The 15,685-nt window shown below is 56.5% G+C and carries 8 protein-coding genes; 4 read left to right on the top strand and 4 right to left on the bottom strand.

Annotated features, from left to right (window positions below; genetic code table 11):
• Positions 1-186 precede the first annotated feature (186 nt).
• The 3 genes from LRR79_RS09140 (at position 187) to LRR79_RS09130 (ending at position 4,805) form a co-directional block, all read left to right on the top strand.
• On the top strand, positions 187-2,136 hold the full coding sequence (locus tag LRR79_RS09140; RefSeq protein WP_231756917.1) for an Ig-like domain-containing protein: 1,950 nt from the start codon (positions 187-189) through the stop codon (positions 2,134-2,136).
• 129 nt (positions 2,137-2,265) lie between these two features.
• Positions 2,266-3,297, top strand: coding sequence for an aldose epimerase family protein (locus tag LRR79_RS09135; RefSeq protein ID WP_231756916.1), 1,032 nt, complete (start codon positions 2,266-2,268; stop codon positions 3,295-3,297).
• 53 nt (positions 3,298-3,350) lie between these two features.
• Positions 3,351-4,805 carry a sulfatase gene (locus tag LRR79_RS09130; RefSeq protein WP_231756915.1) on the top strand — a complete coding sequence of 485 codons (1,455 nt, stop codon included), beginning with the start codon at positions 3,351-3,353 and terminating at the stop codon, positions 4,803-4,805.
• Positions 4,806-4,907: 102 nt separating this feature from the next.
• Here the strand turns inward: LRR79_RS09130 and LRR79_RS09125 are convergent, their stop codons facing one another.
• The 4 genes from LRR79_RS09125 to LRR79_RS09110 are packed head-to-tail and all read right to left on the bottom strand — an operon-like array spanning position 4,908 to position 14,098.
• Entirely contained in the window at positions 4,908-5,963 is a 1,056-nt protein-coding gene (locus LRR79_RS09125) for an SMP-30/gluconolactonase/LRE family protein (protein ID WP_231756914.1), read from the bottom strand.
• 15 nt (positions 5,964-5,978) lie between these two features.
• Positions 5,979-10,406, bottom strand: a complete 4,428-nt coding sequence (locus LRR79_RS09120) for an FG-GAP-like repeat-containing protein (protein WP_231756913.1) — start codon at positions 10,404-10,406, stop codon at positions 5,979-5,981.
• A gap of 2 nt (positions 10,407-10,408) precedes the next feature.
• The gene (locus tag LRR79_RS09115; RefSeq protein ID WP_231756912.1) at positions 10,409-12,763 is read right to left on the bottom strand and encodes a beta-galactosidase; all 2,355 of its coding nucleotides are present in this window, start codon (positions 12,761-12,763) and stop codon (positions 10,409-10,411) included.
• Between the two features lie 33 nt (positions 12,764-12,796).
• Positions 12,797-14,098: an MFS transporter gene (locus LRR79_RS09110; protein WP_231756911.1), complete on the bottom strand. Its 1,302-nt coding sequence runs from the start codon at positions 14,096-14,098 to the stop codon at positions 12,797-12,799.
• A gap of 217 nt (positions 14,099-14,315) precedes the next feature.
• Between LRR79_RS09110 and LRR79_RS09105 the strand changes: the two genes are divergently transcribed.
• A complete protein-coding gene (locus LRR79_RS09105) occupies positions 14,316-15,641 on the top strand; it encodes a carbohydrate-binding protein (protein WP_231756910.1) in 1,326 nt (441 codons plus the stop codon).
• The last annotated feature ends 44 nt before the right edge of the window (positions 15,642-15,685 follow it).

The following is a 15,685-nucleotide window of genomic DNA, read 5'->3' as shown; positions in this document are numbered from 1 at the left end:
ACCCGTCCGCAACAAGGTACGAGACGCGGGAACTACCTCGCATTTCCGGCCACCTCCCTTGCCCCAGCGCCCGGATCCCTTGTTAAGCCTCAACATCATATGTTTACATTTGTTTTACCTTGAGAGTGCTGTAAGACTCAGGGTTGTGTGACACAACAATAAGTTGACTAGCGAAGAGAACCCTCTATGAAAACCACCCCAATACTGGCTGCGCTGCTGCTCGCCGGTACCACCGCCGTACAGGCGCAGAATGTCCGCCCTGTGGGCGCGGTCGAAGGCGAAATCCGTTGGCAGGAGCTCGGCAACCGCACCGACGACTTCAATGGCAACAGCCTCGACACCAGCAAATGGATCAACGATCCCAACGACCTGGTGATCGGCGCCTGGACCTTTGATAGCGACAACGCCTATGTGGCGGACGGAAAACTGAATATCGAGGTCACCCAAGAGACCCACACGCGGCCTTTCCGCGATGTGTGTCAGGGCGGCGCTACCGTCCAGCGCGAGCTCTACTACAAATCCGGTGCGGTAAAGTCCACCAATGACGGCGTGTACGGTTACTACGAAGCCAGCCTCAAAGGGGTCAAGGTATTCCCTGGGCTGAGCCCGGCGTTCTGGCTGTACAGTGACGGCCACCCCTACCCCGACCGCAACGTCCCGGGCAGCGTAGATTACAGTGAAATTGATATTGTCGAGCTGCAACAGGCGGACTGGTATGGCCCCGGCCCACATGACGCCGACCCGATCAACGTAATGGACCACAACCTGCACGCTCGCATCGTGGGTCAAAATGGCAACACCTACTGGCGCCGCCCCAAACCCTATCCGGAAGCACAGCTGCTCAAGTTTGAAGCCCCCTTTGACCCGTCCGAAGACTTCCACACCTACGCGGTAGAGAACCGCCGGGACGTTATCCGCTGGTACGTGGACGGAGAATTGATCGGCGAGAAGCCAAACCTATTCTGGCACCGCCCCATGCATGTCATTTTCTCCATGGGCCTGCGCCGCCAGTTCATTTACTTTAACAGCGCCTGCAACCGCGCAGATCCCAACCCCAACACGGTTACTTCCGAGGGTTTCCCGGAAGACGCCACCATGCAGGTGGACTACGTGAAAACCTGGGAGGTACTGCCGTCCATCTGGGTAGACGACAAAAGTAAATACCTTTCTACCAGTTACAGTAACGACGGCACCCTGGATGTGGTGGTGAACTACCACGGCGGCAGCAACCATCACGTGGTGGGCGGTCAGTACAACGGTATTACCGTCAATCTGGTGGAAAAAAATGCGGATGGTTTTGTAAAGATCGCCGCGAGCGCTAACGACGCATCGGTCACGACCGAAGAAAAACGCTACGGTGGTCAGACGACCCTCAGCCTGGACCTGAGCGGAGTAACGCCGGTTGAACACCTGCCAGACGGTCACTACTACGCACTGGCGCCAGTATTCCGCTCCTCCAACGGTAGCGACGTGTTCCAGCTGGGCGGCATCCAGCCAGTCAATATTGTGGGAGACGAGGTGCCAGTTGCGGTAACTGGCGTTTCCGTCGCGGCGGGCGATAGCGAACTCGAAGTGGGCGAGACCACTCAGCTTAGCGCCACCGTCTATCCGGTCAGTGCCGCCAATAAAGGGGTAAGCTGGCAGTCCAGCAACGCCGGCGTGGCGAGCGTTAATCAGCAGGGCCTGGCGCGGGCCAATGCTGCCGGTAACACGACCGTTACCGTCACCACCGACGATGGGGGTTTTCAGGCGACGGCCAACCTGTCCGTGAGTGCCGTTAGTGGCAGTTCGTCCGGTGGATCGTCCAGTAGTTCGTCCAGCAGTTCTTCAGGCGGCTCATCAAGCAGCTCCAGCGGCGGTGAAACCTGCGATGGGGGCTGGGTGGCGGTAACCGGAGTCAGCCTGAACCCAAATTCCGGTACTTTGCGTAGGGGTCAGTCTGTCACACTCAATCCGATGGTCGCACCAGCCTGCGCCTCCAACAAAAGCGTGGTGTTCTCCACCAGTGACCCTCTCGTCGCAACGGTAAATTCCTCCGGGGTCGTGGTCGGCAAGAAAGCCGGTTCAGCAACCATTACCGTCAAAACCAAAAACAAGGGGAAAACAGCCACTTATTCGATCACTGTCACCCAGTAAGTTGCAATCCCTTCAATCACCAATATTCTCATTGGTGACCGAAAATGGCAGCCAACCGGCTGCCATTTTTTTGCACTACCCCTCGAAAAGTGCAATTCTGATTTATTGTTTGATTCACCTGTGAAACCCATGGCAAACCCCACAGCAACCATTGAACACCTGAATGGCGAAAACTTTTCAGTATTTCGACTTAAAAACCGGTTTCTATCCCTGGACATCGCCCCAGACCTGGGTGGCAAAATTATCAGTCTGCGCTCCGGCCGGGCGCTGCAGACCGAATGGCTGTGGAAAAGTGAACGAGCTCCTCATCAGCCCGCGCAGCTGGACCACAGCTACACACGCCAGCACGATACCGGGGGCATCGACGAATGCTTCCCCAGCGTAGATGCCTGCGAACTGCCAGCGAACGCAGGCGACCGGGCCGGTCACCCCCTGCCCGACCATGGCGAACTCTACGGCCGCCCGTGGACACTTCAAGAGAGTGTCGTGAACAGCGATGGCACCGCAACACTGACACTCAGACAACTGTGCCAGACACTACCGGTAACTTTCGAGCGCCGCCTGCTGCTCGCCCCGGACAGCGGTACACTCCGGTTCGAATACCGTGTCGAAAACCTGAGTGACAGCCCGGTTCCATTCAGTTGGTGTATGCACCCAGCGCTTGCCATCACTCCTGGTATGCAGCTGCGCTTGCCAGATAGCCACCATTTGTACTGTTCCTACGCCAGCGACAATGCCCCACTGACCACTGGCGACCAGTTCCGCTGGCCACTAACCCCGAACGGTACCGATATGTCGATTATTCCAGACCCGGATACCAATAGCGGATACGCCACTAAGTTACTTTCCCATCAGAACCTATCCGACTGCACCAGCGGCAATTCGCCGGCCATAGCCGGGCTGGAAAACCCGGCAACCGGTGAGGCGCTGCATTTTGTATTGCCACCGTCGGAAGTGCCCCATATCGCCCTGTGGCTCAACTACCGGGGCTGGGCCGGCGATGGCGGCGCGCCCTATTTCAATCTGGTGCTGGAGCCGGCGATTGGCAACGGCGACAGCCTGCGGGAACTGCTGGACAGAGGGACGGCGCCGGCGGTTCCAGCCCGCGCATCCCGTAGCTGGTCATTTGAAGTTCATGCGACCACGCCAGGCCTTTGTTAACAATATACAAATAGCGGTAGACTACCCCCGATCTTTCAGCATTGGGGGTTTTCATGTCTTTCCACAACCATATCGGCGGCTGTCGCGGCTTATTCGCCACACTGCGCGTTCTGTCCGCGTTCATCGCGCTGATCCTGATTTCCGTCACGGCGCAGGCCGTACAAAAGCCCAATATTATTCTGATTCTCGCGGATGACGCGGGCTACGCGGATTTCAGTTTCCAGGGCAGTGAGGTATTCCAGACACCGAACATTGACCGCATCGCAAAAAACGGTACCCGTTTTTCGCAGGCGTATGTAAGTGCCGCGGTGTGTGGACCATCCCGAGCGGGTTTGGTCACCGGTAAATACCAGCAACGCTTTGGCTATGAGGAAAACAACGTACCGGGCTATATGAGTGCCAGCGGCACTACCGGAGACGATATGGGGCTGCCGCTGGACGAAAAAACCATCGCGGACTACCTCAAACCACTGGGCTACCACAGCGCCATCCTGGGCAAATGGCATTTGGGCAATGCCGATCGTTTCCACCCACTCAAGCGGGGATTCGACGAATTTTATGGCTTTCGCGGCGGTGCCCGGTCGTACTTCCCGTTCAATGAGAGCAACCCCAATTCCCGCCGGGAAGATTTCCTCGAGCGCGGTTTCGGCTCCTTTGCCGAGACACCCAAATACTTCACCGACGCGCTAACGGATGAAGCGGTCGCATTTGTGGAGCGCAATAAAAGCGAGCCCTTCTTCCTCTACCTATCCTACACCGCGGTACATGCGCCCATGGATGCGCTGCCAGAAGATCTGGCCGCCTTCCCCGAGCTTTCCGGCAACCGACAGAAAGTCGCCGCCATGACCCGGGCGCTGGACAGAGGGGTGGGGAAACTGCTCGACGTATTGGAACAACAGAAGCTGATCGACAATACTCTGATCGTATTCACAAACGACAACGGCGGCCCCACGGATCACAATGCTTCCAACAACTTCCCCTTGAGCGGTACCAAGGCCACGCATCTGGAGGGCGGTATCCGGGTTCCATTTGTGATGCAGTGGCCCGGCCGGATTCCGGCAAAGCAGACCTTTCCGGCCCCCATTAGCCTGCTGGACCTGTTACCGACATTTTATGCCGCCGCCGGGGGCCAGACTTCCACGCTGGAGGGTATCGATGGTGTAAACCTGCTGCCCTTCGTCAGTGGCGAGGCAAGCGGAAAACCGCACCAGTCGCTCTACTGGAGGAAGGAGAGCCGCGCGGCGATTCGCGATGGCGACTGGAAACTACTGCGCTTCCCGGACAGACCCGCCGAGCTCTACAACCTGGCGGAAGACGTCAGCGAAGCCCAGAATCTTGCGCAGCAGTATCCGGACAAAGTTGCCGCGCTATACAAGAAATTATTCCAGTGGGAGCTGCAGCTGGAGCGCCCCAGATGGCAGCTGAAGCGGGAGTTTGAAGGGCAGGCCATGGAACGGATTGATGCTTTTAGAAAGGCAAAATTGCCCGAGACTTCAAGCAACCACTGAGCGTACACGTTTTTCACGAAAAAAGGCGGCCCCCAAATTCGCAGAGACGCCTATTTTATTGAGCTCAGATTTAATTCTGATCCGACTGAGTTGAACACCGGACTACACAATCACCGCCGGTTCGGCCTGGCCTTTTACCGCGTTCCGATACACCAATGTCACACCGTTGGCGACCGCCGCACCGGGTTTGTCTTCCAGCCCGACCGCTGCCGTGGTGACATACATATCGGTAAAGTCATCCCCGCCGAAGGCGGGGCATGTGGTGCGAGTCACCGGTGCCTGTAAAGCGCCGGTTACAAGGCCTTCCGGGGTGAAGCACTGGGTACGCGCACCATCCCACAGGGAGGACCACATATTCCCCTGGCCGTCCATTACCGCCCCATCGGGGGTCAGTCCCTCTTTACTGAGGTCGAGAAAGACTTCACGCTCCCCAGCCAACCAACCATCGGCTTCGTTTAACGGCACCCGATAAATCACACCTCTGGCCGAATCTGCGTAATACCCGAGGTTGCGCGCGCTATCAAAGCAGATACCGTTCGGCACGGTCATACCGCTGTCCAGCTGGCGCAACTCGCCCTTGTACCAGCGGTACAGATTGCCCTGCTCCGGCTCCCCTTCCTTGCCCATGGTACCGATCCAGAACCCACCCCAGGGGTCGGCCCGTCCGTCATTGCTTCGATTCCCAGGTTGATCTGGTTCCAGAGCACACAGGAGGGTTTTCTCGCCGCTGTCCAGATTCAGCAGGTTCAGGCCACTTTCAAAGGCCACAATGACCCGGTCCTTATCCACCCAGCCAATCGCAGAGGGCATCTCATCAAATTCCCAGGCCTGTTCACCTTCCGCACCGTTGGCCAGTACCCGCTTGTTGAGCAAGTCCACCCAGTACAGGTTTTTGCGCTGTGGATGCCACAAGGGCCCCTCCCCCAGACTACAGATGCGCTGATCGAAAACCTCTGGCTGACCAGGCTCGGCAGAATTCTGCGAATGCTCACTCACTTCTTCTTCCTCGCGATTCATTTTATTAATCGAACTAGTGGTAACGCGACTATTCGTTAACAGTGCTCTGGCTGCAGCGCTTAATGGCAATGCGCCGAGTGCGCTGGAGAGTATGCCAAACACCAGCTTGCGACGGGACAATCCATTTATATTGTTCTTCAAGTTCTCTACCCATTTTTAATCGACACCAGCCTCCCCAATGATTTTCGCCTGTACTGCCTTATCCAGGCGGATTGTGGTTGGTGCTATTTCGCCTTCTTCTACAAGGCCACGGACAATCAACAGCGCCTTACCTTCACTGGTACGCAGCTTTGTACTTTTGTACCCCGTCATACGGGAGGTTCGGCCATTATCCGTACCCAGCAGCTCAAGTCCATCTGCGAGCTCGAACTCAATTCGCCTATCCTGGTGACGTACAGGTCTGCCCTGGTCATCCACAAGTTTTGCCGTCACATGTGCGGCACTGTAACCGTCTACCGGTAAGGTGTCTCGATCCAGTGAAAGCGCGACCGCGGCTGGCCCGCCAGTGGTTTCGACTTCCGCGGACACATCGCAGCCATTGACGCCATGGGCTCTAAGGCGACCGCTCACGAATGGCAGCGCCCACTTCAACAGGCGGTCCGGACTATCCGCAAGGGCCCGCGTCCCGAGGGGTTCGCCATTCAGTGACAAGGCTACTTCCGGACAATTGCTTAGCACCTCGACGATAACCGGCTCGCCGTCCTGGTAATTCCAATGACGATTTACGTCTTGCCAGCCCCACACCCGCTGCGCCCAGGCGCCCGGAGTCTTTTCCACTACACCGCCATCAGCATCACGACGGTACAGCGATTTTTCCTCGGTTTGCGAGGTAATCGCGATATAAGGTGCGCTGTTCCAGAGAGTGCGGTAGAGGTCATAGGCCGGCGTCTCGAAACCGGCTACATCCAGCATGCCGCTGCGCACCGCCTTGCGTGGCCAGGCGCCATTGGCCTCTCCCAGATAGTCCGTTCCCGTCCACAGAAAGGTACCGGGAATAAAGGGGCGCTCTTCCACCGCTTTCCACTCATGCCACTGCACCACGTTTTCAGTGCCCATAATCATTTTCTCGGGGTACCGCTGGTGACCGTAGTCGTAGATCACCCGGCGATAGCTATAGCCGACGATATCCAGCGCGTCGGTATAACCGGAAATATGGCTCACAGAAGGCAGAATCAGGTTCGCAGTAACCGGCCGGCTGGTATCCAATTCTTTGACCCAGCCAGACAGTTTGTTCGCGGTCTTGGCGAGTACATATTCACCCTCTTCGCTACCGTGGAAGCGGTCCTTGATTTCCTGTTCGGTAATAAACGGTGGGTTGTAAAAGTAATTACCCGACGCGTTCATGTCGAAATAACCGGTGGCGTCCTTGTAACGGGGATAGGTCCACTCGATCTCGTTACCGATGCTCCACATAATGATGGAGGGGTGGTTGCGGTCACGCTTTACGGCCAGTCTCAGGTCTGATTCGGCCTCTTGCTGGAAGTAATCCGCATAGCCACGGCTGATGTAATCGCTGTGCCGCTCCCACTGATTCAGGCGCTTGTCTTTCGGGTTGTCCCACTCATCAAAGATTTCCGCCTGTACCAGAAACCCCATCTCATCGCACAGATCGAGGAACTCTTCCGAGGCTGGGTTGTGGGCAGTGCGAATAGCGTTGGTGCCAGCGGTCTTCAATGTTGCCAGGCGGCGTCGCCACACATCCTTCGGTACCGCAACACCCACTGCGCCCGCATCGTGGTGCAGGTTTACGCCCTTGATGGGCGTATTGACACCGTTCAGGAAAAAACCTTCGTTTGCGTCAAAGCGCAGGGAACGGATACCGAAGCGGCTCTCCACCTGATCAATAATACGATCGCCTTGTATCACACGGGTTACCGCCGTATATAAATTCGGCGTTTGCGGGCTCCACAAACTGGGGGCAGCGACTTCAAGTTGGAGGTTAACAGTACCGTCGCTGTGGTCGGCCAGAGATTTTCGGGTTCTGCTGCGAGCGACCGCCTTGCCCATCTGGTCGAAGATCTCCGTCTCAACCAAAAAGGGCTGCGCCTCTGATTTATTGACGATATCTACCTGGACACTAACCTGCGCCATATCTGTACTGATTTCCGGAGTCTGGATAAATACCCCGGATACAGGAATATGCAGCGGGTCTACGGTCAGCAGCTTTACACTGCGGTAGATACCCGATCCGGTGTACCAGCGGCTATCGATATAACGGCTGCGATCCACCCGTACTGCGACAACATTGTCTTGCCCCGCCGGGGCCAGGTGTTCGGTGAGATCGAGGCTAAACGGCGTGTACCCATTGATGCGCCCGCCGATCTTCACACCATTGAGCCAGATTTCCGAGTGATTGTAGATTCCGTCAAAATTCAGATAGGTGACTTTTCCTTCGGCGTGTTCGGGCGTGGTAAAGGTTTTTCGGTACCAGCCGATGCCGCCGGGCAAATAGGCGGTGGCGCCGTTCAGTGCCGGGTCGAAGTCGTGCTCGATACTCCAGTCGTGCGGCAGGCGCAGGTCGCGCCACTGGCTGTCATCGTATTCGGGTTTACGGAAGTTCTCGTCATCCTGCAAACGGAATTTCCAGCCAAAATTAAAATCGACACTGCGAGGGGGCGCACCGCTTGCAGTGGCGCTTTTAGCTCTATCGCTGTCGCCGCTTATGAATACCCGTTGATTGACAGCAAGGCCGCGCAGTATCGCCTCTGTTCCATCCCGCCATCGCACATGAATATCCACCGGATCGCGGCTCCGCTCAAGGCCAAAATGCGCAACATCTAGCTGACCCTGAGAGTGGGTGGCACTGCCCGCACCGATTCGCTGATAGCGCCGGTGGGGGCTGGTTACGGAAACCTCGGCTCCCTTCGGGTCGGTACCCTTGGCCGAGTAGCCGACGCGTACTTGCAGGTAGTTATTCTCCGGGGATTCAGATTCATGAGGATTCAGCGCATTCTCAAACAGATGCCAGCGCCCCTGATCGTCGTCCCCACTGAGCAGATCCAGGTCACCATCCTGATCGAAATCAAACACCGCGCCCATGTCGCCGTGACCGGACTGGCCCAGAACGGTGCCGCCGTGACTGGATGCCTGCCGGAAAGAATTGCCATCCTGATTTAACAACAAAAGATCTTCTACCCGGCGGTGCAATTCGCCGAAGCGGTACACAAAAAAATCGGCGTAGCCGTTATTGTCGAGATCCCCGGTGGTCACGCCCCAGTTATTGTCGGCAGTTAGTGGGGGAAGACGGTCGCTGATGTCGGTAAAACCCCGGCCATCGTTGCGCAATAGGATATCGGCAACACCCAGCGCCTGGGGCGTCCAGTCAGGTGCTATCTGCTTGACGCCATGTACACTGGCGCGGATATCCCAGGCGAGATCACCGTTTAACAGCCACTCCAGACGCCACTGGTAAGGGCCATTGCCTGTCGCCCGGGAATCGGGTTGCTCCACCACGCCGAGATGCCAGCCATTTTCGCTCAATTCTGCGCGAAAGCCCTGCGCCTTCTCTGGTGACACGGTCACCAGGGATTTACCCGCTGGGGTAGCCAGAGTTTCCCCATTCGCGCCGAGATGCACCGGCAGAGTAATTTCCTGCCCCCGCTGCCAATGAAAAAATTCATTGAGCTGCAGAGATCCATCACTGTAGAAAGTGATCCCGTCGTGGCTGCGATTACCTTCATCGCGCAGATCCAGGCGTCCACTGGCAGAATCAAATGACACCGCGTTGTTGGCGATCTGGTAATAGGTTTTGCCGCGGGCCAGGTAATAGTCCAGGTCGCCATCGTTGTCGATATCGGCCTCGGCTACCGCCATCACGTATTCCCGGTCCGTACCCTCAGGCAACCACTGCTCGGTGACATCGCGGAACCCGAACTGGCCTTCGCCGGCCCACAGACTTAGTGGCGAGAAGGCGATCAGGTCATCAACATGATCGCCATTGAAATCCGTAACCAGAACCCGCTCGGCCTCCAGTTGCTCGAACGCCGGTGCGGGACGGTAGCGAAACTGATCCTCGCCCACATTTTCGAACAGGATATTGCGCGGGCCTTTTTCGCCGGGCAGCATGACCGCGTTGATCTGCAACAGGTCCAGATCCCCATCCAGGTCCATATCGACCCAGCGTAACGAGCGCCCGCGGGCGCCCATGTTTTCGATACCGCTACCGACGGTGATATCGTCGAACACACCCTCATTATTTTTCAGGATGCGCGGCGGCTGCGGGCTGGTGCCGTTGCCGCCGCCGAGTGCGACCGCTACATCCTGGTCGCCATCCCCGTCATAGTCACCGGCGGCAATACCGTGCACGTCCCAGCGCATAAGCGGTGAATCGTGCTCGCGGTAGCGTCCATCAGCCCCGCCCCAGAATAGTTGTGCAGGCACCTTGTCATGATTGCTCAGCAACAATTCATAACGGCCATCACCGTTCAGATCCGAAACAGCAGGGCCGCCGTATTTCCAGGTCGGTTCGGTATTCAGCCCCTGCTGCTCACTGACTTCCGTGAAATGCACATCCGCCCAAGCACAACTGGAACCAATGAACGCAAGGGCTACAAGAGGCAGGCGCAAAGCCGGAAATCGCTTCATGATCAATTGGCCTCGTTGCTGGAACCCGCCGTTTTCCCGAAGCGCCGCTGGTACAGGTTCTCGTTCACTTCCTTGACCGCTTCCACCAGCGGCTCATAAGGGATGTCGGTAACAGACACAAAGCCCACGTTATAGTTTTCCCCATCGTAGGCACGGCCGGTCAGAGGAGAGTCAATGTACTGGAACCAGTGCGCGCCAACAAAATACGGGTTGTCGATCACGCTGTTCATATACTCGGCGAATTTCTTGCCGCGATCGGCCTGGGAGCTGGCGTGGATCAGACCCGGGTTCAGCAGGCCGGAATCCAGTGCGCCATTGTGGAACTCACCAATAATGGAGGGGCGGTCGATTTCTTCCAGAAAATGCCAGAACTTATCGCTGACGCCTTCCTTGTAGTAGTTGTAACTCACCACATCCGCATATTTCGCCGCAGCGCTGCGCACCTCCGGCGTCATTCCCCAGTCGGCAAAACGTGCGCCCAGATACATATGATTGGGCATATAGTGCTTGACGGCTTCCCGCACGATCTTGAAGTACTGACCGGTGTAATGCTCCAGCATGCTGGAGAAGTCTTCGACCATGGCATCGTTGAAGTCGGTCAGCGCCACACCGTTTGCAAAGCTGTCCCAATCCGCCAGCTGAATATTCCAGGCACTATTCAGCTCGTCGATTTCGCCATACTTATCCTGCATCAGTTGCACAAACTGCGCCTTGGTCGGGCTTTCACCCGCTGCGCGGCCCAGGGTATTGATCACAACGCCGTACTGGGAAGCGGTGGAACCCTCCTGCCCCCAGCTCTTTTCGTTGTCCACAAATACACCCACGCACCAGGGGTTGTTTGCGACCTCTTTGGCAATCTGCTCGGCCGTAATATAGGCGCGCTCTTTGAACAGCGGATCAAACGGATCCGGCAGCGGGCTCCAGTAATCATTGCCGCTGCTCACGGTTTTGAAGTTGCCGATAATCCAGCCGTTGGCAAAATACGGAATTCGATTCATCTGATAGTAGGCAGGGTCAACCCAGTTACCGAAGGAAGTGAATCCCCAGCTCAGCATGCGATCAACCGTAGTCTCCCGCCACTTCGCCATCAACCGTTCTTCATCGGCAATATCGTATTTGCGCTGTAAATTGGCCCGGTAAAAACTAAACGTTTCACCGTGTTCAATAACGCCGGTGTGCACTTCGCGGCGATAGCCAAAGTTCTGTCCCAGGGGCTCATCGTACTCCGGCAACCAGGTAAACATCTCCGCACGCAGAGGCGAGCTGATATGGCGCGTCGGAATGGCCGCGTCGGGCACGCGGTTAAGACCAAGAGAATCCTCTGGCGTCAGGTCGCCGGGGGTGCGTTGGGGAACTCTGGCTTTGTCAAAGTCATATCCGGTAATGGTGGAGGTATTGGCCAGGCGCACGTTGGCAATGCCGGTGGAGAAAAACAGATGGCCCTCCGGATCTACCAGGGCCCATTTGCCATTCACTTTTTCTGTGCGGAAATAGCCGGTAGCTTCCAGCTTTGGCCCTTCTGCCCAGCCGCCGAAGCGGGAGCGGCCATCCATCGGTGTTTTACGCAGCTGTGATTGCTCTTCTGCGGAGATTGCACGCAATTCCTCAAGGGATTCCACCTTGTTGGCGAAATCCAGCTTATCGTTCTGGCCAAACTCATCCACCAGCCCCTTGAGGTAGTCTTTATCCAGAGATTTGGGCTGAATCAACCGTACGTTGTCGATCACCAGGGTCTTGTCTTCAAGTACGCCGGTAACCGTAAAGGCGATGCTCTCAATCGCACTGACATCCAACTGCTTATCACCCCAGCGGTAGATCATGTCCTGAAACTCGGAGTCCCAGCTGGGTGGATTGGAACGAATCCCGGTCTCCACCGTCAGATCCGGCCCTTTCAACTCCATAAAATAGGTGCCGCTGGAATTTTCTGGCACCGCGAAGCTGCGATTGTGCGCCTTACCGTTTTTATCCGTCGCGGTAACGTACAGGTGCACCGAAGAGGCCTTCGGATTGGCAATATCCAGGGCAAAGGCAAAATTCCCCAGCCCGCTCCAGTCCCACAGCTGCTCAGGGGCGAAGGTAAGATTCGCCGAGTACTGGGTTTTGGTGCGCAGCTGCACTTCCAGCGCCTTGCCAGTCTCCCCATCAATCACACGGGCATCCGCATTCTCAAGCTGTATTGCAGCTGGCACCTGGCCCTGTTCAAACGTCCACAGGGATTTAGCATCGCCACCTTTCTCGGACGCTTGTGTATTTTCCGTAGCCGACTCTGTAGCGTTGGAACGGGCATCATCGCCACAACCACTGATCAGGGTTGCAAGAAAAACAGCGGCTGAAAGTTGCTTTATCGGGAAGTTCATAAATCGACTCATCAATATTTTCAGGTAGAGGGGTCAAGCTGAAGGCTTGGCATCTTCGAGATCAGGGTTTTGATTTGGGCGCTGCATGGGAATTTCTTCAATCTTCCCAACCAGAAACACATAGGCGCACAGCCCCAGCAGTGCCAGGGCTCCGATCAGGGCCAGCGCGGGGCGGAAATCACCATCCTGCACCAGGAAGCCGATGGCTACGGGGATGGTTACGGCGGAGAGACCACCGATAAAGTTGAAGCAGCCTCCCACCAAACCGACCATTTGCTTCGGGGCGATCAGGGAAACAAATACCCAGTTGATAGAGGCGAGACCGTTGCCGAAGAAGGCAAGGGATAGGAAAAAGGTAACGGCGGCAATCGAGTCCACATAGTTAGCACCAATCACGGAGCCGGAAAGTAGCAGGCCTAGAATCACCGGTGTCTTGCGCGCAAACTCGTTCGAGAAGCCACGCCGCACCAGCCAGTCCGAGGTAAACCCGGAAAGCAACACCCCGCAAAAAGCCGCCAGAAACGGCACCGATGCCAGTAAACCGGTTTTAAGATCTCCCATTCCCCGGTATTCGGCGAGATAGGTCGGGAACCAGGTAAGAAAGAAGATCAAGGTGCTGCCGAGGCAAAACTGCCCGATATAAATACCCCAGAGCTTGCGGCTGGAGAATGCCAGACGGATATTGTCCCAGCTGACCGCCGCCGGTGTATCTCTGCTCTCCCTTACCGGTGACTTCTGCCCCTTCTCATCCCTGATCGTACCGCTATCCTCACTCCCGGGCTCACGATACAGCCAGTACCAGATCGCCGCCCACATAATGCCGATCACACCGGAGACAATAAACAGCCCGCGCCAACCAAACCACTCCTGAATCAGGGCCAGCACCGGCATCAGAAAGGCCAGACCAATAAACTGACCAGAGGTGTATACGGCAATCGCGCTAGCCCGCTCCTGCCGAGAAAACCATTGGGTAACGATCTTGTTATTGGCGGGATACGATGGCGCCTCGAAAAAGCCGATTGCCATACGGCATCCCACCATCGCCGCCAGTGAACTGACCAGCCCCTGCACGATGGTCGCCAACGACCAGGCTACCAGGATAAACGGATACAGAATCCGCACCTTCACCACATCCACGATCATCCCACCGGGAATCTGCATGATGGAATAAGTCCAGGCGAAAGCGGAAAAGATGATCCCCATCTGAACCGGGGTAAGGCTCAGGTCCTGAGAAGTCGCATTGGCCGCCACCGAAATATTGGTGCGGTCCATATAGTTGATCACCACACTGATAAAGATCAGCGCGAGAACTCCGAATTTATTGGCTGCTTTCATACCGCTGCTGCATCGTCGCTGTTATTGGTTGGTGCTATTGGCCGGCGTTGTGTCCGACCAATACGGCTCTGGATACCCGAAAATGCGAACGACTCCCCAATCCGCACCGCGTAGTCATTGACCGCTTTAAATTGTTAACAATTAACAGTAACCTAACTGCTCCGATATAACAATAACGCGCTCGTCCAGGAACGGATTGAGCGTATGGAGCAAAGTGATGAAAACCACTCAGTGCGCCCTGGCGGCGCTCATGTTTAGTACCCCTCTGATGGCCGCCGACTGGGACGGCATTCCGGTTCCGGCCGATGCAGGGCCCGGCAACACGTGGGAACTGCACCCACTCTCTGACGATTTCAACTACGCAGCACCGGCTTCCGGTAAGAGCACCACCTTCTTCGAGCGCTGGAGCGAAGGCTTTATCAACCCCTGGCTCGGCCCCGGCGAAACCGAATACCACGCCCCCAACTCCTCCGTGGAGGACGGCAACCTGGTGATCAAGGCCACCCGCAAGCCCGGCACCATCAAGGTCTACACCGGAGCGATTCATTCCAAGGAGAGCCTGACCTACCCGCTGTACATGGAAGCGCGCACCAAGATCACCAATCTCACCCTGGCCAACGCCTTCTGGCTGCTGAGCGCCGACTCCACCCAGGAAATCGACGTACTGGAGTCCTACGGCAGCGACCGCCCCAGCGAGACCTGGTTCGATGAGCGCCTCCACCTGAGCCATCACGTGTTTATCCGCGAACCCTTCCAGGACTACCAGCCCAAAGACGCCGGCAGCTGGTACCCCAACCCCAATGGCGGCACCTGGCGCGACCAATTTTTCCGTATTGGTGTTTACTGGATTGACCCCTGGACCCTGGAATACTACGTAAACGGCGAGCACGTACGCACCGTATCCGGCCAGGACATGATTGACCCCTACGGCTATACGGGGGGATCCGGCCTCAGCAAACCCATGCAGGTCATCTTTGATGCCGAACACCAACCCTGGCGCGATGCCCAGGGTACCGCGCCCCCCACCGATGAAGAGCTGGCAGACCCCAGCCGAAACAAATTCCTGGTGGACTGGGTGCGTTTCTATAAACCCGTGCCAGATACCGATGGAGGTGATTCCGGCAACGGGAGTATTGATATCGAGAAAGAGGCGGAGGATTTCGATAACGTTGGAGGCCATTTTTCAGATGGCCAATCGCAAGCCATAAGCACCTACACAACTGGGGCTACTACAGCGATCAATTACGTGAATCGCGAAGACTATGTAGACTACACCGTCACCGTGCCTGAAGATCGCATCTACAGTATTACGTATAACATCAGTAGTGGCATTACCGGTGGGCGTATTGACTTCCTTGTCAATGAAAGTGGAACCTGGAGTAACAAGACACAGACAGCGATACCTAATGCTGGCTGGGACAATTTCCAACCATTAAGCGGAGGTACGGTTTATCTCAAAGCCGGCGCTCATACTGTGAGACTTTATGGGGCAGGCACGCACGACTGGCAGTGGAATCTCGACAAGTTTACGCTGAGTAACTAACAGCCTGAAAAGCAAGAGGCCGGAGCGATAATTCGCTCCGGCCT

The sequence above is a fragment of the Microbulbifer elongatus genome (assembly GCF_021165935.1).
Lineage (GTDB): Bacteria > Pseudomonadota > Gammaproteobacteria > Pseudomonadales > Cellvibrionaceae > Microbulbifer > Microbulbifer elongatus.
This window is presented reverse-complemented; position numbering and strand designations above follow the sequence as displayed.